25 protein-coding genes are annotated in these 17,897 nt (G+C 51.3%); 16 read left to right on the top strand and 9 right to left on the bottom strand.

What is annotated here, in order from left to right; genetic code table 11:
- Positions 1-75: 75 nt before the first annotated feature.
- Entirely contained in the window at positions 76-564 is a 489-nt protein-coding gene (locus tag CR205_RS11450; RefSeq protein ID WP_110519920.1) for a hypothetical protein, read from the bottom strand.
- A gap of 218 nt (positions 565-782) precedes the next feature.
- Between CR205_RS11450 and CR205_RS11455 the strand changes: the two genes are divergently transcribed.
- The 3 genes from CR205_RS11455 to CR205_RS11465 all read left to right on the top strand — a co-directional run bounded on the left by CR205_RS11455 (position 783) and on the right by CR205_RS11465 (position 3,249).
- Positions 783-1,691 (top strand): transporter substrate-binding domain-containing protein, encoded by a 909-nt coding sequence (locus CR205_RS11455; RefSeq protein ID WP_110519922.1) that lies wholly within the window; start codon positions 783-785, stop codon positions 1,689-1,691.
- Positions 1,692-1,791: 100 nt separating this feature from the next.
- Positions 1,792-2,493, top strand: a complete 702-nt coding sequence (locus CR205_RS11460) for an amino acid ABC transporter permease (RefSeq protein ID WP_110519923.1) — start codon at positions 1,792-1,794, stop codon at positions 2,491-2,493.
- A 12-nt stretch (positions 2,494-2,505) separates the two neighbouring features.
- The gene (locus CR205_RS11465; protein ID WP_110519925.1) at positions 2,506-3,249 is read left to right on the top strand and encodes an amino acid ABC transporter ATP-binding protein; all 744 of its coding nucleotides are present in this window, start codon (positions 2,506-2,508) and stop codon (positions 3,247-3,249) included.
- A 72-nt stretch (positions 3,250-3,321) separates the two neighbouring features.
- Here CR205_RS11465 and CR205_RS11470 read toward each other — a convergent pair whose 3' ends face one another.
- Positions 3,322-3,624, bottom strand: coding sequence for a hypothetical protein (locus CR205_RS11470; protein ID WP_110519927.1), 303 nt, complete (start codon positions 3,622-3,624; stop codon positions 3,322-3,324).
- A 303-nt stretch (positions 3,625-3,927) separates the two neighbouring features.
- On the opposite strand from CR205_RS11470, the gene CR205_RS11475 reads away from it, so the two are divergent.
- The 4 genes from CR205_RS11475 (at position 3,928) to CR205_RS11490 (ending at position 6,240) form a co-directional block, all read left to right on the top strand.
- Positions 3,928-4,170 carry a hypothetical protein gene (locus CR205_RS11475; RefSeq protein WP_110519928.1) on the top strand — a complete coding sequence of 81 codons (243 nt, stop codon included), beginning with the start codon at positions 3,928-3,930 and terminating at the stop codon, positions 4,168-4,170.
- A 125-nt stretch (positions 4,171-4,295) separates the two neighbouring features.
- A complete protein-coding gene (locus tag CR205_RS11480; RefSeq protein WP_110519930.1) occupies positions 4,296-5,471 on the top strand; it encodes a DUF418 domain-containing protein in 1,176 nt (391 codons plus the stop codon).
- 83 nt (positions 5,472-5,554) lie between these two features.
- Entirely contained in the window at positions 5,555-5,887 is a 333-nt protein-coding gene (locus CR205_RS11485; RefSeq protein ID WP_110519941.1) for a hypothetical protein, read from the top strand.
- A gap of 65 nt (positions 5,888-5,952) precedes the next feature.
- The gene (locus tag CR205_RS11490; protein ID WP_201745376.1) at positions 5,953-6,240 is read left to right on the top strand and encodes a MazG nucleotide pyrophosphohydrolase domain-containing protein; all 288 of its coding nucleotides are present in this window, start codon (positions 5,953-5,955) and stop codon (positions 6,238-6,240) included.
- 12 nt (positions 6,241-6,252) lie between these two features.
- Here CR205_RS11490 and CR205_RS11495 read toward each other — a convergent pair whose 3' ends face one another.
- On the bottom strand, positions 6,253-6,735 hold the full coding sequence (locus tag CR205_RS11495) for a DUF4188 domain-containing protein (RefSeq protein WP_110519943.1): 483 nt from the start codon (positions 6,733-6,735) through the stop codon (positions 6,253-6,255).
- A complete protein-coding gene (locus tag CR205_RS11500; RefSeq protein ID WP_110519945.1) occupies positions 6,732-7,295 on the bottom strand; it encodes a PadR family transcriptional regulator in 564 nt (187 codons plus the stop codon). Before CR205_RS11500 ends, CR205_RS11495 begins: the two co-directional genes overlap by 4 nt.
- Positions 7,296-7,465: 170 nt before the next feature.
- On the opposite strand from CR205_RS11500, the gene moaC reads away from it, so the two are divergent.
- From moaC to CR205_RS11530, 6 genes are all read left to right on the top strand, one after another.
- A complete protein-coding gene (moaC, locus tag CR205_RS11505; protein WP_110519947.1) occupies positions 7,466-7,948 on the top strand; it encodes a cyclic pyranopterin monophosphate synthase MoaC in 483 nt (160 codons plus the stop codon).
- A gap of 95 nt (positions 7,949-8,043) precedes the next feature.
- Complete coding sequence (locus CR205_RS11510) at positions 8,044-8,682, top strand: redox-sensing transcriptional repressor Rex (RefSeq protein WP_110519949.1); 639 nt, start codon at positions 8,044-8,046, stop codon at positions 8,680-8,682.
- A gap of 313 nt (positions 8,683-8,995) precedes the next feature.
- Positions 8,996-9,733, top strand: coding sequence for a lytic transglycosylase domain-containing protein (locus CR205_RS11515; RefSeq protein WP_236634780.1), 738 nt, complete (start codon positions 8,996-8,998; stop codon positions 9,731-9,733).
- A gap of 235 nt (positions 9,734-9,968) precedes the next feature.
- Positions 9,969-11,408 (top strand): MDR family MFS transporter, encoded by a 1,440-nt coding sequence (locus CR205_RS11520; RefSeq protein ID WP_110519951.1) that lies wholly within the window; start codon positions 9,969-9,971, stop codon positions 11,406-11,408.
- A gap of 76 nt (positions 11,409-11,484) precedes the next feature.
- Entirely contained in the window at positions 11,485-12,222 is a 738-nt protein-coding gene (locus tag CR205_RS11525) for a class I SAM-dependent methyltransferase (RefSeq protein ID WP_110519953.1), read from the top strand.
- A gap of 27 nt (positions 12,223-12,249) precedes the next feature.
- Positions 12,250-12,522, top strand: coding sequence for a PepSY domain-containing protein (locus CR205_RS11530; RefSeq protein ID WP_110519955.1), 273 nt, complete (start codon positions 12,250-12,252; stop codon positions 12,520-12,522).
- On the opposite strand, the gene CR205_RS20705 is transcribed toward CR205_RS11530, so the two are convergent.
- From CR205_RS20705 to CR205_RS11540, 3 genes are read right to left on the bottom strand one after another with little or no spacing between them, the layout of a single operon-like run.
- The gene (locus CR205_RS20705) at positions 12,509-12,640 is read right to left on the bottom strand and encodes a hypothetical protein (protein WP_268877417.1); all 132 of its coding nucleotides are present in this window, start codon (positions 12,638-12,640) and stop codon (positions 12,509-12,511) included. The genes CR205_RS11530 and CR205_RS20705 overlap by 14 nt on opposite strands.
- A 27-nt stretch (positions 12,641-12,667) precedes the next feature.
- Complete coding sequence (locus CR205_RS11535; RefSeq protein WP_201745387.1) at positions 12,668-13,264, bottom strand: DJ-1/PfpI family protein; 597 nt, start codon at positions 13,262-13,264, stop codon at positions 12,668-12,670.
- Positions 13,248-13,634 (bottom strand): DUF2243 domain-containing protein, encoded by a 387-nt coding sequence (locus CR205_RS11540; RefSeq protein WP_328587728.1) that lies wholly within the window; start codon positions 13,632-13,634, stop codon positions 13,248-13,250. The genes CR205_RS11535 and CR205_RS11540 overlap by 17 nt, the downstream gene beginning before the upstream one ends.
- Positions 13,635-13,876: 242 nt before the next feature.
- Between CR205_RS11540 and CR205_RS11545 the strand changes: the two genes are divergently transcribed.
- From CR205_RS11545 to CR205_RS11555, 3 genes are all read left to right on the top strand, one after another.
- A complete protein-coding gene (locus CR205_RS11545; protein WP_110519960.1) occupies positions 13,877-15,415 on the top strand; it encodes a S41 family peptidase in 1,539 nt (512 codons plus the stop codon).
- Positions 15,416-15,434: 19 nt separating this feature from the next.
- On the top strand, positions 15,435-15,662 hold the full coding sequence (locus tag CR205_RS11550; protein ID WP_110519962.1) for a hypothetical protein: 228 nt from the start codon (positions 15,435-15,437) through the stop codon (positions 15,660-15,662).
- Between the two features lie 108 nt (positions 15,663-15,770).
- Positions 15,771-16,217, top strand: a complete 447-nt coding sequence (locus CR205_RS11555; RefSeq protein WP_110519964.1) for a VOC family protein — start codon at positions 15,771-15,773, stop codon at positions 16,215-16,217.
- A 438-nt stretch (positions 16,218-16,655) separates the two neighbouring features.
- On the opposite strand, the gene CR205_RS11565 is transcribed toward CR205_RS11555, so the two are convergent.
- Complete coding sequence (locus tag CR205_RS11565; RefSeq protein ID WP_110519968.1) at positions 16,656-16,856, bottom strand: YdiK family protein; 201 nt, start codon at positions 16,854-16,856, stop codon at positions 16,656-16,658.
- Complete coding sequence (locus CR205_RS11570; protein WP_110519970.1) at positions 16,857-17,597, bottom strand: CPBP family intramembrane glutamic endopeptidase; 741 nt, start codon at positions 17,595-17,597, stop codon at positions 16,857-16,859. It lies immediately after the preceding gene.
- Positions 17,598-17,897: the final 300 nt, after the last annotated feature.

Below are 17,897 nucleotides of genomic sequence, written 5' to 3' on the forward strand. Positions count from 1 at the left end.
ACGTGAAGCTCCGCTTGTAACCACATGACCATCTTCAGGGGTGCTGATTTCGGGGAGAGTAGTGTTAGACGCTTATCAATAGCAGCAATCTATACGACACAGCCTGACGAAAAAACACATGCGGCTCCACTTGGAGCCGCATGTGTTTTTTGCATAGTCTCGTTCCTTATTCCGCTTTGCATGCTTCGTAATTCTCTTCAGCAAGTTATCAATGGTGAACATCATCACACCAAACAGTGCCCCTGCAAAACCGCCGATACTTAAAAGGAATGCCGGTTCCTGTTCGTACCAGGTCAGTGCAGCAATCGGGATGATGCCAAAAAAAGCATGCAGCAAAAGTGAACCTCTCTTAGGGTTTGAAAACCGTCTTGCGATTATTTCGGCCGTACAGGACGCTATGTATCCGTAGGTGATCACAAATGCTGCAGCAACGGGAAGAATCATCATTGCGAGCACGTAATTTGCCCCGATATGGAGTCCGGTAAACGGTGTAAACAGAAGCGGAAACAAAACCGCCCCTGCAATGATTGATAATAAGGTGCTCACAAATTTTCTGCTGAACATTCTGTATTCCTCCCTGAAATTGCCTGTCCACAAACAGCTTTACAAAACTTATTTTACAGTAAATGAACAGGCTGGAGAATGACCTTTTATCCACGAGGATAAATCTATTGACCGCAGGGGAAGATGGTGGTAATATTCTAATCGTTGAACTTAAACCCTATTAAACAGCTAGGAATTATCAGGAACAACATACACATAGATGAAAAGGGGATACACATATGAAAAAAGCATTTGGAATTCTAAGTCTTACAGCGGTAGTCGGACTTGCAGCATGCGGCGGGGCAGACGAGGAAGTGCCAGAGGAGAACGGCGCAACCGGTGACGACGGAGCAGATACAGAAGAAATAGACGAAGAGGAAGCAGACGCAGATGAAGACGACGCTTGGGCTGAGATACAGGAAGAAGGAAAGATTGTTGTCGGCACGTCCGGCACTTACGCACCGGTAACGTTTTATGACGGTGAGGATCTGACCGGTTTTGACGTGGAGCTTGTGCGCGCGATTGCAGAGGAGCTCGGTGTGGAAGCGGAATTTTCCACGATGGACTTTGACGGCATTCTTCCGGCTCTTCGTAACGGACAGATTGACATTGCGGCTAACGACTTTGCCATTACGGAAGAGCGTCAGGAAATCTTTGAACTGACAGAGCCGTATAAATTCTCCTACGGGAGCGCCATTGTGCGTGAAGAGGACGCAGACCGTTTTGAAAGCGCACGTGAGCTTGAAGGAGTACCTGTGGCACTTGGGTCCCTTACGAGTAACTACGCCCAGTTCGCCGAAAACATCGGCGCTGACGGCACGGCCTACGACGGCGGGGTTGAAGCGATTCTCCGCGACGTGGTAAACGGCAACCAGGATGCCTATTTGAACGACTACCTCGTGCTTCAGCAGACGCTTGAAGGCTTTGACGACGATCGCCTTGCGATTGCTGAAAACGTGAAATACCACGCTACCGAGAGCGTGATGATGATGCGCCAGGGCAACACCGGCCTTAAAGAAGTGATCGATGAAGCGATCGCCACTCTGCACGACAACGGCACGATCGCCGAGCTCAGCGAAGAGTTCTTCGGTGAAGACGCATCCGAGCCGGTGGACACAGACGAAATCGTGACACTTGAAGGTGAATAAGGACGAATAACGCTCTGGCACTTTTTCGCACAGAGCCAATGGAAAAAGAAACAAGGGGTAAGCGTACCCTTGTTTCTTTTCACGAAAGAAGGGGTTTATGATGATCGAATGGTTCAGAGATATACAGTGGGAGCACCTGTTTGACCCGGAGCTTGCGGTGGATTCCCTGCCGTTTCTCATGCAGGGGCTTCAGATTACGATGCTCATAGCCCTTTCGGGGATGGTGTTTTCTCTTCTATTGGGTCTTGTGCTTGCCATGGGCCGGATGTCAAAACGCTGGTTTCTCCGATGGCCGGCGCGAATTTATATCTCCTTTATGCGCGGCACACCGCTGCTCGTGTTTCTGTTTATCCTCTACTACGGCCTTCCGGTGATCGGGGTTCAGTTCCCGAGTGCGATTATCGCCGGGATTGTCGGGATCAGCCTGAACTTTGCTGCCTACAGCGCTGAAGTGATTCGCTCGGCGATTATGAGCGTTCCGCGCGGACAGTGGGAATCGGCTGCATCGCTTCAGATGAACTACTGGCAGACGATGCGTCGGGTGATCATTCCACAGGCGACGCGGATTGCCCTGCCGCCGACTACAAACATCTTTCTTGATATTGTGAAGGGCACATCCCTTGTCTCGGTTATTACGGTGCATGAACTGCTCTACAGCGCCCGTCTTGTGGCCGGGCAGTCGTGGGACGCGATGACGATGTATATTACGGCGGCGCTCATTTACTGGGCTGTCTGTGTTGTGATCAGCTATTTCCAGGAGCGGCTTGAAATCCGGTACAGCCGTTATCTGAGTAAGCGGTAGGAGGTGCGTATCATGATAGAAGTGACGAATTTGAAAAAAGAGTTCGACGAGACGACTGTGCTCGAATCGATCGATTTTAAGGTGGAAAAAGGAGAGGTCGTCTGTCTGGTCGGCCCTTCCGGATCGGGAAAAACGACGCTTCTCCGCTGTCTCAATCTCCTGGAGACGCCAAACGGGGGAACGGTAACGATTGGAGAGAAAACGCTTCGGTTTGACGGCTCGAGCAGCGTGAAGAAACGTGACGTGAACGCGATGCGCCAGTATTCCGGCATGGTGTTCCAGGGCTTTCACCTGTTTCCCCACCGGACAGTGATCGATAACATCATTGAAGCGCCTATGACGGTACAGGGACGCAGCCGTGCTGAGCTGATTCGGGAAGGAGAAGAGCTTCTCGGAAAAGTCGGCATGCTTGAGCATAAGGACAAGTATCCGGACGCCTTGTCCGGCGGCCAGCAGCAGCGCGCCGCCATCGCCCGGGCGCTCATGATGAAGCCCGAGGTGATGCTCTTTGACGAGCCGACCTCAGCACTCGATCCCCAGACTGTAGGCGAGGTGCTCCGGGTGATGGAAAGTCTCGCGGCAGAAGGCCTGACGATGGTCGTAGTGACGCACGAGATGAACTTTGCCCGTCGCGTGGCCGATAAAGTACTGTTCATGGACGGCGGCTACATCGTGGAAAGCGGCGCGCCGGCGGATGTGCTGGAGAACCCTAAAGAAGCGCGTACCCGCGAGTTTCTGCAGCTGCTTGAGGATTAAAAAAGCCCGATCGCTCACGGATAAGTGAGCGCCCGGGCTTTTTGGCCTGTGAATGACGCCTTTTCCTGACAATCATTCTGAATAGAACCAGGGTATGGCAGGAGGGATCCCTGCTTCAGGCAGTAAGTAGAGAACAATAAACCATAAACATATGAGGAAGCCGAAAATAGTAACCGGTAAGGACAATTTATAATTTACCTTTTTAAAGAGTCCGTACACGCCGCAAAGAAAGCTGATCACCCCTAAAAACAGTTCAGGAAGAGCTACTGAATAAACCCCGAAATGATGATACATAGATAACCTTATAAAACCGAATACCGAAATAAACAAAATGAATACGATCTGGGAAACCAGACCAAGTAATACGATTTTCATATATACCAGCCCATGTTCAGATCCCCTTAAAGTGTCTGCAGAACGTCTGTATTATCCTTCCATTTACTATACCATAAACAAAGTTTCCAAAACTCTGTAAATTGTGTTAGTATTTTATTGTGAAGTAAATCACAATAAGAGGTGATCTTTATGATATTCAGACGCAAAGTTGTTGCGGCTCCGCTGGCGGCAGTTGTTGCCGCGCTGGTGATGGCCCTCCTAGTTCCTCTATATGAAGCTACGTTCGTGTAGCGTCTGCTCATTTATTCTCTTTACATTTTTCCGGTTATGGTGACGTTTGGTGTGGCAGCGTCTTATTTCTCAGAGAAACTTGCCGTGAAAACGAAGTATCAGGAAACGTTCTCCTTTCTGCTTCATGCTTTTTTCGGCTGGGCCTTTTTTGCCGCTTATGCTCTGTATGACTGGATCCGCTGGGATTTTGATGTCAGTCTGGCGGACCAGTTTCTCAACCTTCTCAGTCTTGCCGGCGTGTTCTGCGCCATTACCTTTTACGTAAGCGATGCCGTACTTCGCCTGAGAAAATAACCTGCTGCCGGAGTGCCGCATGTTTTTCTTAGTGGAAAAACAATCCAATAGTCCCGAAACGTCAGCAAGCATGGAACCGTACATAAACTTGTAAACCTAATACATAACGTACGGAGGACAAGACGATGATGACTGACAAAAGGATCCCGGTCCTTGATATCGCCCGCGGCGCGGCGATTCTCGGGACGTTGGGGACGAATATCTGGCTTTTTGCGTACCTTGGAAACTATGATTTTCTGCTCGGTGACCTAGCCGGGATGATGTTTACATGGGATATGTTCGTGGAGTCGGTATTTGTATTTTTCATGAACGGGAAGTTCCTCGGGCTCCTCACGATTCTGTTTGGGATGGGGCTTGAAATTAAGCGCCGGTCCTACATACGAAACGGGGAGGAGCGGCTGTGGCCCTGGCTGTACTTGTGGGGCATGATGCTTCTGTTTATCGACGGTTACCTCCACTATCTGCTCGTGTTTGAGTTCGATGTGCTGATGAGCTACGCCGTCACCGGCGTGATTGTCGCGTTTCTGCTTACGCGGAAACGGGGGTTTATCAAAGGCGTGGCGATTACGCTCGGGGTGATTCACCTCATTGGCGTCCTGCTTATGGCCGGTGCGATGGAACTGATTTTCAGAATAGAAGAGCTGCGCGAAGAATTCGTTGCCGAAATGCAGGCCATGTCGGCTGTGTACCTGAACGGCACGTATTTTGAGCAGGTGGCCTTTCGTTTCAGCGACTTCTGGGCGATGAGAGCCGAAGCGATCGCCATTATACCAATGAACATCCTTCTGTTTTTATTCGGGGTGTATCTGATCCGCTCCAATGTATTTGCCCAGACAGAAGACGCGCGTCAGCGCCGGAAAAAGATGCTCCTCTGGGGACTTGGCGTGGGGACGCTTCTGAATCTGGTGACGTTTCTGCCCACCTATTCCGGAGGGATCGTGGCACGCTATGCCTTCGCCCCGCTTATGGCCCTCGGCTACCTGATGGCGTTTTACTGGCTGTGGGAAAAAAGAGGCAACGGCTTTCTGTTCCGGCGCCTGTCGGAAGTGGGGCGCACGGCACTCAGCTGCTACATGCTCCAGAACATTGTCGCGTCAGCGATTTTTTACGGATGGGGGCTTGGACTCGGCGGCCAGCTCAATTCGGTTGAAGTGATCGGCGTCTGGACGCTCATCTGCATCGGCATGATGGTCTTCGCCCATCTGTGGCTGAAAAAGTTCAGCACCGGTCCGTTCGAGCTCGTATGGCGCTGGCTTACCCGCCTGCCTGTGCGGCGAAAAGAAGAGCGGAAAGCGGCTTAGACAATAGGTTTTTTCCACCACCTGTAGGATCACCAGTTCATTCAGGCAAATGACACTCATATAATTTCCTAGAGGTGACGGGAATGAAACAATACCGATTTGAAATGATCTTCTGGGGAATCTGCTTCTGGATGGCAGGGACTGCTTTCTTTAAATGGCTGCTGGAGACCGATCAGTATGCCGGTGGGAAAATTTCAGCGGTGACGATTGTGCCGGTGTATGGGGTGACTGTCTGGATTATTTCCATGAAAAACGCAGGAAACGTGTTGAAGAACGTGCAGGGGAAGGGGCATCCACTTAGGAGAGCCTCTTTTTCGTTTGAAGCGGTTCGGCTGAGGTTTAGGGTGGTTCGCTCCCCATTCAAGGTGGTTCATAACATTTTAAAGCGGTTCGCCCCGGAACCACACCTCTCTTAAAAAAGAAATGGGCGGTAACGAAAAGCCGCAGGCGAATAGAATAATCCGGAAAGAGGGGATTCCGGATGAAAAAGAGCATGACGATCCGTGAGCTCCAGTCGCATATCAGCGGCCGGGAAAAAGGACGGGGGAAAAACGCGTCGTTCCTGAAGCTCATGGAGGAAGTGGGGGAACTGGCGGAGGTGATCCGCCGAAACCACAGGTTAAAAACGAATCAGTCCATTAAAGGAACGGTGGAGGAGGAGCTGTACGATGTGCTCCGCTCGGTCGTGGCGCTGGCGAATGCGTACGATATTGATCTGGAGAAATGCCGGAAGCTAAAGGAACGCTATCAGGACCGGCGCTGGAAATAAAGGGAGGGAGTTTTACGCCCCTCCCTGTTTTTGTTTTCCGGCGAGACGCTGGCCGGCCGTTTCGAGCGTGTGGCTGACCGGCTGGCTCCCGAGGGCTCTGGACAGTCCGAACGGAGGCATGTTGCCGTAAATGGATTCATAGTTTCCTTTCGGTACGACGTAGGTTTCGTGGTAGATGCCGACAGCGTTATTGCGGGCGGTTTTCGTATAGAAGTTTTTCCACGCTTTCATATGCTTTTCGCCTCTGGCGTAGGCGAGAAGATCCTTCTCCGAGCGCCAGTACTGCACCATGAGCGTGGTGCGAAGACCGAAAAAGCTCTCAGCGGCCAGGCAGCCGATGTCTTTGTTCGTGAGGAGCTCGCGGATCATCGGCGGCATGGCGGTCAAAACGGGCCACCAGCGGGTAATGGCATGCCACTTGTTGATGCGCATGCCGATGATAAACACAACCAGGTCCTCGTCCTGCGGGGTGGTGTAACGTCCGGGATTTATCATGAGCGTGCCTCCTCTTCTCTAGTTAACTGTTCTATTGTGTCCGTGCACCAGCTGATCCCCGCTTCGGTGCGCCGTTTGCCGAAGTCGAGTGTCATCAGCCAGTAGCGGGCATCGGGGCTGGGACACGCCTCATTTCGGATGCCTGCTTCAATTGTTTCATAGGTTTTGTGCCGCGCAGTGAGCTGGTCTTTGTAATCGTGAAGCAGCTTTATCGTCGTTTCCCGGTTCTGGTGGCGGCTGAAAAACAGCTTCAGCAGCACTTCGTTTTTTTCAGCGGACAGGCCTTCGAGCGGCGATTCGAGCCATTCGGTCAAGGCTGCTTTTCCTTTTTCGGTGATTGTGTATTCTTTTCTTGCCGTTTTTCCCGGCTCATGCTGTTCGGTGACGTCTGCGAGTCCTTCCTCATGGAGCTTTGTGAGCATCGGATAGATCTGGCCGTAGCTGATTTTCCAGAAGTGATTCAGGCTCGTATCGATCATCCGTTTAATGTCATAGCCAGAAGAGCAGCCGGCTGTAAGCAGTCCGAGGATGGCGTAGGCGGTTTCGTTTCTGCGGGTCATCGTTCTGAAGACCTCCTTATATCTTTTAGATATATATCATTATGATATATTTCGGAGGAAAAAGAAACATAATTTTTGGCAAATTCAAGCATGGTTTTTTCATGCTCTCCTGTGCACATTGTCTGTGGATGGTGTACAATGAACAAAGAAGTGCGTGAAAGGAGATTGTGATGGGATCATTTACACATTTTAACGAACAGGGCAGAGCCAGAATGGTCGACATCTCCGATAAAGACGCGACTGTCCGGACGGCAGTGGCCCGTTCAGGGGTCATTGTGACGAAAGAAATCCATGAGGGGATCACAGCTGGAACGATGAAAAAGGGCGATGTGCTGGCCGTAGCTCAGGTGGCCGGCGTGATGGCGGCGAAAAACACCTCCCAGTGGATTCCAATGTGTCATCCTCTGTCTCTTTCAGGCGTGGATATCCGCTTTGACTGGGAAACGGACAAGGAGTACAAGCTTCATATCGAAGTGCGCGTCAAAACAAAGGGAAGCACCGGAGTAGAAATGGAAGCGCTAACAGCCGCATCGGCAACGGCGCTCACCGTGTACGACATGTGCAAGGCGCTCGATAAAGGTCTTGTGATCATGCCGACGTTTCTCGCTGAAAAGACAGGCGGGAAAAACGGCGACTACCGACGGGATGAGTAGAAAAACCGGAAGATAAGACTGACATTTTTCCGCTGCACGGATGCGGTCAGGGCCTGGTGCCCGAGGCAGAGTGGGGCGAGGGTTGGAGGGGTACTATGGATAACTTTGATCAGACTAAAATTCCGCAGGCGACCGCAAAGCGCCTGCCGTTATACTACCGGTTTCTGGAGAGCCTGCAGGCGTCGGGGAAACACAGAGTGTCCTCATCGGAACTGAGTGAGGCGGTAAAAGTGGATTCGGCGACGATCCGCCGTGATTTTTCCTATTTCGGCGCACTCGGGAAAAAAGGCTACGGCTACAATGTGCACTATCTGCTGTCCTTTTTCCGTAAGACGCTGGATCAGGATGAAGTGACGCGTGTGACGCTGATCGGGGTCGGTAACCTCGGAACGGCGTTCCTAAACTATAACTTTACGAAAAGCAATAATACATTGATTGATATGGCGTTTGATGTGGACGAGGATAAAGTCGGCCAGAAAATCGGCGACGTTCCGATCTACCATCTGAACGATTTTAAAGAGAAGATTGATTCGAGCGTGGAGGTGGCGATTCTGACGGTGCCGTCCCATGTGGCCCAGGGGATTGCCGACGATATCGTCGATGCGGGAATCAAAGGGATTCTGAACTTTACCCCGGCCCGTCTGAGCGTGCCGGAGGATGTGCGGGTACACCACATTGACCTGAGCGTGGAACTCCAGTCCCTCATCTACTTTTTGAAGCATTATCCGATGTAATAGAGTAATAGCAGGAAAGCTGCCTTAGCGGGCGGCTTTTTTTATTTGCGGTTGCGAAGAGGGGGGATCGGGTGGTGTTGCGATGGTGTGTGTCGATTTGTGTCGTTTCGTCGATATCTTGTGATCGACGGTCGATTTCCCAAAATGACGGTCGATTTCCCGAACGCGACGGTCGATATCTCTCGTTCCACGGTCGATTTCCCGAACATCACCTTGCCCCGATCCGCCCGAACCTGATCACGAATATCCGACACCCTCAGCCCGGCATGATAAACTAACAGAAGACACTTACAGCGCAGAGGAGGGGACAGCGATGAAAAAAGGAACGAAAAAACGGGGGCCGGCCCGGAAAAAGGGCTTTTTCAGCAGGAAGAGAGCACCTAAAAGAAAACGGAAAACGAGCCAGGGCCCGTTGTACCTGATCCGTCAGTACACCTTTACCGGCATTGCTGTCAAGCTGTCTCTCGCCATGGCAGCTGCCCTTATCCTTATTTTCGTCCTGTTTTCCGGCATGTTCGAACGAGAACCGGAGGAGCCCGGCGAGTGGGGCGGGAAGATTTCCGCTGCCGGCGAGCGTGACATTCCCGATGAGTTTCTGCCTATCTATCATGCGGCAGAGGAAGAGTACAGCGTACCGTGGAACCTGCTCGCCGCCGTACACCGGGTAGAGACCATTTTCTCCTCAATGGATCCGCTCTTGTCCCCGGTCGGGGCCGAGGGGCACATGCAGTTCATGCCGTGCACCTGGACCGGCTGGAGCCACCCGAGCTGTGACGGACTCGGGGAAGGGGAGATCCCTGAAGACGTGAAAACTGACCCGGATGAGATCAGCCGATTCGGCGGCTACGGCGTGGATGCGAGCGGGTCAGGCGAAGCAGACCCGTATGATATAGAAGATGCCGTATTCGCTGCAGCCAACTTCCTGGCATCCAACGGAGCAGCCGATGGAGACTACGAGCGTGCGGTGTTTGCCTACAACCGGGCCGGCTGGTACGTGGACGACGTGCTCGACTACGCCGAGCGGTATGTGGAGGGGTATCTGGAGCGGTAGGGTTCTGCTGGGGAATGGCTCCAGCAGTGCCAAACCGCCAGCAGGCCAGGTGGAGCGCAACCCTGATCCCGCCCCCGGGAACAGAAACCGCCCGCCCATCTCCAAATGCCTCTTAAACTGTGATATACTTAAACTAATATTTCGAGAAACGAAACATGGTTCAATTGACCCCGAAACGGAAATAGACCACCAGTACTATAAATCAACGACATAACAGAAGCAGGTGACATCCAGCGTGGCAAAAATACCGCATAAGTGGCTTGTCCTCTTTTCCGTCCTGCTCGGGACGTTTACGATTATACTCAACAACAGCATGATGAACCCTGCGGTGCCGCAGTTTATGAACGTGTTCGATGCGGACGCGGTCGCCACCGGCTGGGTGATCACGATTTTCATGGTTACAATGGGGATTACGATGCCCCTCACCGGCTATCTCGGTGATAAAGTCGGCAAAAAGAACCTGTACCTCTTTGGTGTAGGGCTTTTTATCCTCGGCTCCGTTCTGGGCTCGTTCTCCTGGAACCTCTCCTCCCTGATCGCGTTCCGCGGTCTGCAGGGCGTGGGTGGCGGCTTCATTATGCCGCTCTCTCTCGTCTTCATTTTTGAAGTGTTCCCTAAAAAAGAACGGGGCATGGCGATGGGGGTCTGGGGCGTGGCCGCCATGATGGCGCCGACGATCGGACCGACGCTCGGCGGTGTGATCATAGAACTGGGCACGTGGCAGTGGCTGTTTCTGTGCAACATTCCGACCGGTGTGCTCGGCTTCCTGTTTTCCGCCTACTTCCTTGATAAAAGCAAGCCGAATACACAGATCACCTTCGATGCAAAAGGGTTCATCACCGTGACCCTCGGAGTCGGTGCGGTGCTCCTCGCCCTTGGGCGGATCAACGAGCTGGCTCATCTGACCGACCCGTTCAACATTACCCTGATCGTAGTCGGTCTGCTCTCGCTCATCGTGTTTGTCAGGATCGAAAACCGGACGGAGCAGCCGCTTCTCGACCTGTCGATTTTCAAGGTGAAGGCGTATGCGATCAGCGTATGGATTGCGATCATCAGCTCGATCAGCCTGTTTGGCGGGATTTTCCTCATCCCGCTCCTCGTGCAGAACGTGTACGGCTACGGCGCCATTATGACCGGACTTGTGTTTCTGCCGTCCGCCCTGTTTATGGGGCTCTGTATGACGATCGGCGGCCGGATTCTCGACCGCCGCGGCCCGACAGGCGTCGTAACGGTCGGGCTGACGGTCAGTTTTATCGGTACAGCCGCGTTCGGCTTCATTTCTATGGAAACCGCGCTCTGGATGCTGTTCTTCCTGAACGCTGTCCGCGGTATCGGCATGGGCTTCAGCATGATGCCGTCGACCACCACCGGGATGAACGCGATTCCCGAAACGATGATCTCACGCGGCTCTGCCATGAACAACGTACTCCGTCAGATGAGCTCGGCGCTAGGCGTCGTATTCATGAGTGTGTACTTTGAAGTACGCCGCGCCCAGGTGATGGCGGCAAACGGAATGACGGTGGAAGAAAGCAGCCTGCAGGCGATCACCGAAGGCTTTCTCGTCATCTCCGTCCTCATGCTCATCTCCATTCCTGCAGGCTGGTTCCTCGGCCGGGAGGCAAAAAAGCAGGAAGAAGCTGAATTACGAAAAGAAGCAGAAGCGAAAAAAGCCTAAGCATCCTTCGCGCGCAGATGGTCCGGCCAGCTGCGCGTGTTTTCTGTTACGATAAAAAAAGGGGGAGTGACGGAGGATGAAGCAGAACAGATACGATGACCTGGACTTTTTTGACGCATACAGCCGGATGAACCGGTCCGTTAAAGGGCTCGCCGGGGCGGGGGAATGGCCGGTTTTCAAGGCATGCCTGCCGGATCTTGAAAACAAATCGGTTCTCGATCTCGGATGCGGATACGGCTGGCACTGTCTGTACGCCCACGAACAGGGGGCCGAGCAAGTGACCGGCGTCGATCTCTCGGAAAACATGCTCAGCGAAGCACGGGAAAAAGCAGCCGGCACAGGGATCAGGTTTGAGCGCGCGTCGATCGAAGACTACGCGTACAGGGCAAACGCCTTTGACGTCGTGATGAGCTCCCTGGCCTTTCATTACGTCCGTGATTTTCAGGCAGCGTGCCGCAACGTACACAGCAGTCTGAAGCCGGGCGGGTCGTTTGTTTTTTCCGTGGAGCATCCGATGTTTACGTGCCGCGAAGAACAGGAGTGGCACCGCGATGAAACCGGCAGCCGTCTTCACTGGCCGGTGGATCGTTATCAGGACGAGGGAGAGCGGAGGACGTCTTTTCTTGCCGAAGGCGTAATGAAATATCACAGAACCTTCTCCACTTACATGGAAACCCTTCTTGATGCCGGCTTTGCCATAAAGGCGGTGAAGGAGCCCGGGGTGACAGAGCAGATGCTCGAGGAGAATCCTGATTTGAAAGACGAAGGAAGGAGGCCGATGTTTCTGATTATCGCGGCAGAAAAGGTAATCTGAACATCAGCGCACCAGTATGATTATCAGATGTTTAAACGATACCTCCAGTACCTTCCGAGACAGATTTCAGCCGAGCAGGCCATCGACATTGCCACTTCAGAGGTCCCGGGACAGGTAGTGGACGTGGAGCTTGATACGGAAAATGGGCTTCTTGTCTGGGTAATCGACATTATTACACCCCAGGGAGTCAAGTACGAAGTGGACGTGGGCGCCAACACGGGAAACATCTTCTGGCAGCGTTCAATAGTTTTGCCCCTGGGAAACTGGAGTTCATATCAAGGTGAAACTATTTTTCATTGATTTTATTTTCCAGCTCCCTGACCCTCTTCTCCAGCTTTTTTACTTTATCATCGGAAAATAAGAACAGGGAAAACGCAAGAAACGCTACTGAAACGGCCAATATCTCAAAAACCCCCAAGATCAGAACCTCCTTCCCTATTTGCACTTAAATCTCAATATCATATTCCATCCGCCTGGCCGTTTTCCTCGCCACTCCGGTTCCAAGGAGCCTTGCGACCAGATGAAACGACATGTTGATCCCTGCGGAAATGCCGCCGGACGTGAGGAGCGCCCCCTCATCCACAAATTTCACATCACGCACAAGAGCCGTGCCTGGATACTTATGCTCAAACTCATCGAAATACGCCCAGTGTGTGGTCGCCCGGTGGCCGTTAAGAAGTCCTGCTTCCGCGAGCACGTACGAGCCGGTGCAGACTGACGCCAGCGTCGGGGTCTTCTCCCGGCGCTCGCGGAGCCAACTGAGCGCTCGGTCGTTATGGACCACCTGCTGCGTCGCTCCGAGCCCGCCAGGCACGATAAAAATATCAAAGTCCTCAGGCGCATCGTCAAAGCTGTAGTCCGGCTGCACGCGGAGGCCGTTTCTCGCACGTAACAGCCCGCCGTCCTCAGAAACAGTCTTCACATCGAACGGATGCTCCTCATCGTCGAGCCTCGTGACGGAAAACACCTCAAACGGCCCGGCAAAATCGAGCACCTCCACATCATCAAATAGAAAGATCCCTACCTTATACTGCTTCATTATGCGTCCCTCCCTGTTCATTTCGCAGTGCAAACACAACCATCACAATTCCCAGAATCAGAAGAAATACTTCAATATAAATCGCCTCGGCGCCATATGTAATCCGGTGCAGGCCGAACAGCCAGTGAACGATCACCATATCCACGCTCGCAAAAAAGCCCGCCGCAAAAATCACCCCGTTGAAAAACGACCGGGTAAAGAACACCCAGCTAGCCCAGAACACGGCAAGCGTGACCACACCTGCCAACGCAAGCGCCCCGATCCGCTCCCAGAATGTGTCCGCCGTAAAGCCGAACGCATGCACCTGCCCCTGGTGAAACCAGAAATCCATCACAAAAATCCCCGTCAGAAAACTCGCCACCCGGCTGATCATCGTCACCGCCGCACCTCCCTGTCTACTAACGTATTCTCGGTGGAGGTAGGCGAGTCCTCTATAGCAGACAGCCATCCTTCGGTTAATGGCAAAAAATCTGTGGTATGATTTTCCTGAAAATCAATTCACACAATCAAATCTGCAGCCATTTATTCTATCTGTTAAGGGGTATATCCTCTAAGAAGAGACAATGCATGTTCCCGAACATACATATTAGTTTTATCAGTTAAAGGAGAGGTTTAATGAAAAGCACTATAGCATTTACAACTGTTCTTTTCCTTTTGGCAGGCTGTGCGGCAAGTGATACAGCCAGTAATGATCCCATTGAGACATCCGTATTACTTGAGGAAATCCGGGAAAACAACCGTTCTTCTGAAAAAAAGGAGGATGGTGGGGGCCTTTCTGACCTGCTTTATGATTATTCTGAGACTGAGGAACCGGAGGCTGAGCTTGAGGAATTTCAATCACTTAGTATCACCAGTGAGACAGAAAGGGATTACACCAGAGCGGCAATGATAGAAAATGTGTCACTTCTCCACACCACGCTGAAAAACATGTATCCCTTGTACGAGTTCCAGGGAGGCGATCAGGCCTTTGAATCTGCGAGAGATCATATAGGCAGTGAACTCCAGGAACTCGGTGAGGAAGAAGAACTGACTGAGCGTACTTTTACGAACCTGCTTGCCGGGCATTACGATTTTATAAATGATAAGCACTTCGTTATCAATGGAAACAGTATGAGCAGCAGGGATTACCGGTTATACAGGTCAGAAGATTATGCATTTTTTAAGGACGAAAACAGAGAGTTCCGGAAGATGACAGACGAGGATTCACGTCTGAGAGCAGTTAATGGGGATCGGGAGGTGGAAGCTTATTTGCTGCCGGGTCTAAGCGAGGATGGTGAAATCGTCTATTATCCCGGTGTTTTCACTGAAGGGCATACTGACGTAAACTGGGCACTGGATGTGGAAAACTCAGAAGGGGCGGCCCGGTTAACCGCAGCAATCCGACGTGAAACGCTTGAAATTCAAGATGCGGGAAGAGACTTTGAGCTTGCGGAGAAAGACGGTGTTCCGTGGCTTCAGTTGAGAAGCATGACTGTTCTAAAAAGTGATCCCCACGATCATCATGATGTTGTGAACAGTGCAAAGGAGCTCCGGGAAGCACCATACTTTGTTTTGGATTTAAGAAGCAATATTGGAGGCCAAAGGATGACCATCGATAAATGGCTGGAAGCATTTTTCGGAAGAGCGGTTTCTTTAGATGGGAAAACAGTGCAGTTGTTTTCGGCTCCCGGTAGTATTTTTGTGGAGGATCTGCTTGATCTGTACGGAGCAGAAGTGGAGATGGACCCGTTTAATGAGGGATTCGAAGAAGAGATCCTGGCGTTCGGCGGGTATGAGTACCCAATGGAACCGTTTTTTGAAATTGAGCAAAATGAGTTTCCCTCAATGGAAAAACCGGATACTGAAATATATATTTTAATGGATAACCATACTGCTTCCGCTGCAGAACTGTTAGCACTTATTCTTAAAAAAGCAGGGAACACCACCCTCATCGGAGTTCAGAGCGCAGGAGCAGTGAGCAGCGGAGATGCCCTTCCCTTCAAACTGCCGAACACCCATATCCCTTTTGAGGTCCCGGTCACTTTTACTTACAGTCCCGAGCTGATGGCAATGGAAGGCAAAGGAATTCAGCCTGATCTCTGGGTAAGCCCTGACGCTGCTGAACAGCGGGTGCTTCAATTGTTAAAAAAGCATAGCACCTCGGATAATCACTAAAAGAGAAGGAGGGAAGAAGATGGGGAATATCGACAAACGAAATCGTCTGAACGAACTTCCTTTCAGCTATCAGGTAAACAAAAATAACTCAGTTTTTCTAATGTACAAGGGAAAGCAGATCAAAACACTAAAAAGAAAAGAGGCAGAGAAATTTCTAAGGAAAATTGAATCTGCTGAAAATGAAAAGGACATTCAATTACTATTAGCGAAAGTCACAGGGAATTTCAAAAGAGGCAATGAACGATAAATTCTTTTTGAGAAAACCTTTAAAAACAAGCTGGACTTTCTTTACCGGTATGGGGGAAAATAGTGATGAAAAGATAAACGAATCACGATAAAAAGGATGGTGTTTATCATGATCGGTGTAGAATTTAACATGGTCGTAAAAGACAGTCTGAAAGCCCTGAATCTGTACGAAAAGATCTTTGAAGTCGAACGCATGGAGGTGTCGGATTTACCTCCCGGAGAAAATGAAGCCGTCTTCAAAATATACGGCGTCCAGTTTCACATGCTCGACGAAAACCCGGACTTCCACCTGATCGCCCCAACCCCCGACGCCCCGAAAACAAGCTGGGTGAACGTGACCGTCCCTGACATCAACGAAACATACGGCAAAGCAATGGAGGCAGGCTGCACAGAAATCCAGCCCGTAACAGAACTGCCTGACTATGGCGTCTCAAACGCCATCTTCACAGACTCCTTCGGCTACGTCTGGATGCTCCATCAGGTACATAAAGAAGTCAGCCACCAAGAACGCATCCGGCTCTGGGAGGAAAAAAAGGAAACCGACAGCAAGCCGTAAAAGAACCTTGACCATGCTGTATATGGAAGCGCCGCTTCACGCCGTCCGTTCGCTTTCCGCGGCGATGCCGCCAAGCTTCCTCGGCCATGCCTGCGGGGTCTCGCCTGGCCTCCATTGCCGCAGGAGTCTTACTGCCGGCGTGCAGCTGCGCACGTATCGAAATAAACGCATATTATTTAACCAGCTTCGTATATAAAGCAGGCAAGGGTATGAAGCGAAAGGCGACGACTCCAGCGGGAAAAGCAAGAGCCGAAGACCCCGCAGGGCGCTTTTCCCGAGGAGGCTGAGGCCTTGCCCGCGGAAAGCGTCCGCCTGCAGCGTGATTAACAGCAATATATAAATAAAAAGCGCGTAAGCAATCATGATTAAAGCAACCCCCAACATAAGCCACACAAAAAAGGAGCCCCGGCACAACCGCCCAGGCTCCTTTCTCCATACCTACTTCTTATCCTTCTTCGCCTTCCGCGCCACACCCAAAAAGCGAAAAGCAATCACATAATCAATCGCCGCAACAGCCATCAGGAGAATCGTCAGAAAATCCCAGCCGTCACTGCGGGCATTCGTCTGCGTCGCCAGCACAAGAAACATCGTCGCTAGCCCAAAATACAGAAGCGCCCAGAACATCGGTGATCCACGCATTTACATTAAGCCTCCAATAAACAGGAGTATCGCCTGCAGGTCAACCGCCTGCTGCTCCTGAAGTTCCATTATTCGCTCGATTTCCTCACGGAAGACAACCTGCACGAGCATCACAAACCCATTAATACCAGCATGGGCAATGATCGGCACAATAATGCGCTTCGTCTTCACATAAAGATACGAAAATACAATCCCCATAATCAGATACACCATCAGATTCTCAAAATCCGTGTGCACCACAGCGAACAGAAAGCCACTTCCAAGCGCCCCGACCCAGAAACCCCATTTCCGGTACAGCGCCCCGAAAATCACCTGGCGGAACACAATCTCTTCCATAATAGGCGCAAAAATCGCCACCGCAAAAGCCATCAAAGGCACCGCAAGCGCCATCTCCACAATCTGTTCTGTATTCTCAGAGCCCGGCTCCGTGCCGAACAGATTAATCTGAATCAGATTCGCCACAATCTGCGCCGCGAACGCCATAAAAATTCCAATCACCGACCACAGAATCGTAAAACCAGCCGGCGACTTGCTCCGGAGATCAAAATCCCCATCCTTTTTAAGACTCGACCAGCCCAGGTAACCAATCACCAGCGTACCGATCGAGAACGAAATCAAAATCGAATACCCTAACACCTCAGCCTGAGTGAGATCCCCACCCGCAAGGAACGGAATAATCACCACCGGCGACAGCTGCACGAGAATAAACGCAATCAGAATGAGCCAATACCGCTTCGTCACATGTATGTCCCCTTTTTTCATTATTACTATGAGACCCGTAACGTGTCCTATGTACACGCAATCCCCATTATTGTACCACACCACCCCTTCGGAAAAGAAAACAAGTGCACCTGTCACTTAAAAGACAGAATTCGCTTCGAATCGAGGATAAAACCGGTTTTTCACACAACGGTCCAGGGAAGAGACCCGCGGTTGCCCGCCCCGCGAAAAAAACAAGGATTTTTTTCAAAAAAAATATAGTAAATACTTGCAAAACCATTTCGGAGTTATTATTATAATAATTGTGTTAGCACTCATCTG

It is taken from the genome of Alteribacter lacisalsi, assembly GCF_003226345.1.
GTDB lineage: Bacteria > Bacillota > Bacilli > Bacillales > Salisediminibacteriaceae > Alteribacter > Alteribacter lacisalsi.

Bases quoted from the DNA above. Each gene is read 5' to 3' on its own strand.
- CR205_RS11555 (WP_110519964.1), top strand. From the start codon at position 15,771: ATGATCGGTGTAGAATTTAACATGGTCGTAAAAGACAGTCTGAAAGCC.
- CR205_RS11565 (WP_110519968.1), bottom strand. From the start codon at position 16,856: ATGCGTGGATCACCGATGTTCTGGGCGCTTCTGTATTTTGGGCTAGCG.
- CR205_RS11545 (WP_110519960.1), top strand. From the start codon at position 13,877: ATGAAAAGCACTATAGCATTTACAACTGTTCTTTTCCTTTTGGCAGGC.
- CR205_RS11550 (WP_110519962.1), top strand. From the start codon at position 15,435: ATGGGGAATATCGACAAACGAAATCGTCTGAACGAACTTCCTTTCAGC.
- CR205_RS11495 (WP_110519943.1), bottom strand. From the start codon at position 6,735: ATGATAAATCCCGGACGTTACACCACCCCGCAGGACGAGGACCTGGTT.
- CR205_RS11480 (WP_110519930.1), top strand. From the start codon at position 4,296: ATGATGACTGACAAAAGGATCCCGGTCCTTGATATCGCCCGCGGCGCG.
- CR205_RS11540 (WP_328587728.1), bottom strand. From the start codon at position 13,634: ATGATCAGCCGGGTGGCGAGTTTTCTGACGGGGATTTTTGTGATGGAT.
- CR205_RS11490 (WP_201745376.1), top strand. From the start codon at position 5,953: ATGAAAAAGAGCATGACGATCCGTGAGCTCCAGTCGCATATCAGCGGC.
- CR205_RS11460 (WP_110519923.1), top strand. From the start codon at position 1,792: ATGATCGAATGGTTCAGAGATATACAGTGGGAGCACCTGTTTGACCCG.
- CR205_RS11530 (WP_110519955.1), top strand. From the start codon at position 12,250: ATGTTTAAACGATACCTCCAGTACCTTCCGAGACAGATTTCAGCCGAG.
- CR205_RS11465 (WP_110519925.1), top strand. From the start codon at position 2,506: ATGATAGAAGTGACGAATTTGAAAAAAGAGTTCGACGAGACGACTGTG.
- CR205_RS11470 (WP_110519927.1), bottom strand. From the start codon at position 3,624: ATGAAAATCGTATTACTTGGTCTGGTTTCCCAGATCGTATTCATTTTG.
- CR205_RS11525 (WP_110519953.1), top strand. From the start codon at position 11,485: ATGAAGCAGAACAGATACGATGACCTGGACTTTTTTGACGCATACAGC.
- moaC (WP_110519947.1), top strand. From the start codon at position 7,466: ATGGGATCATTTACACATTTTAACGAACAGGGCAGAGCCAGAATGGTC.
- CR205_RS11450 (WP_110519920.1), bottom strand. From the start codon at position 564: ATGTTCAGCAGAAAATTTGTGAGCACCTTATTATCAATCATTGCAGGG.
- CR205_RS11455 (WP_110519922.1), top strand. From the start codon at position 783: ATGAAAAAAGCATTTGGAATTCTAAGTCTTACAGCGGTAGTCGGACTT.
- CR205_RS11485 (WP_110519941.1), top strand. From the start codon at position 5,555: ATGAAACAATACCGATTTGAAATGATCTTCTGGGGAATCTGCTTCTGG.
- CR205_RS11510 (WP_110519949.1), top strand. From the start codon at position 8,044: ATGGATAACTTTGATCAGACTAAAATTCCGCAGGCGACCGCAAAGCGC.
- CR205_RS11500 (WP_110519945.1), bottom strand. From the start codon at position 7,295: ATGACCCGCAGAAACGAAACCGCCTACGCCATCCTCGGACTGCTTACA.
- CR205_RS11515 (WP_236634780.1), top strand. From the start codon at position 8,996: ATGAAAAAAGGAACGAAAAAACGGGGGCCGGCCCGGAAAAAGGGCTTT.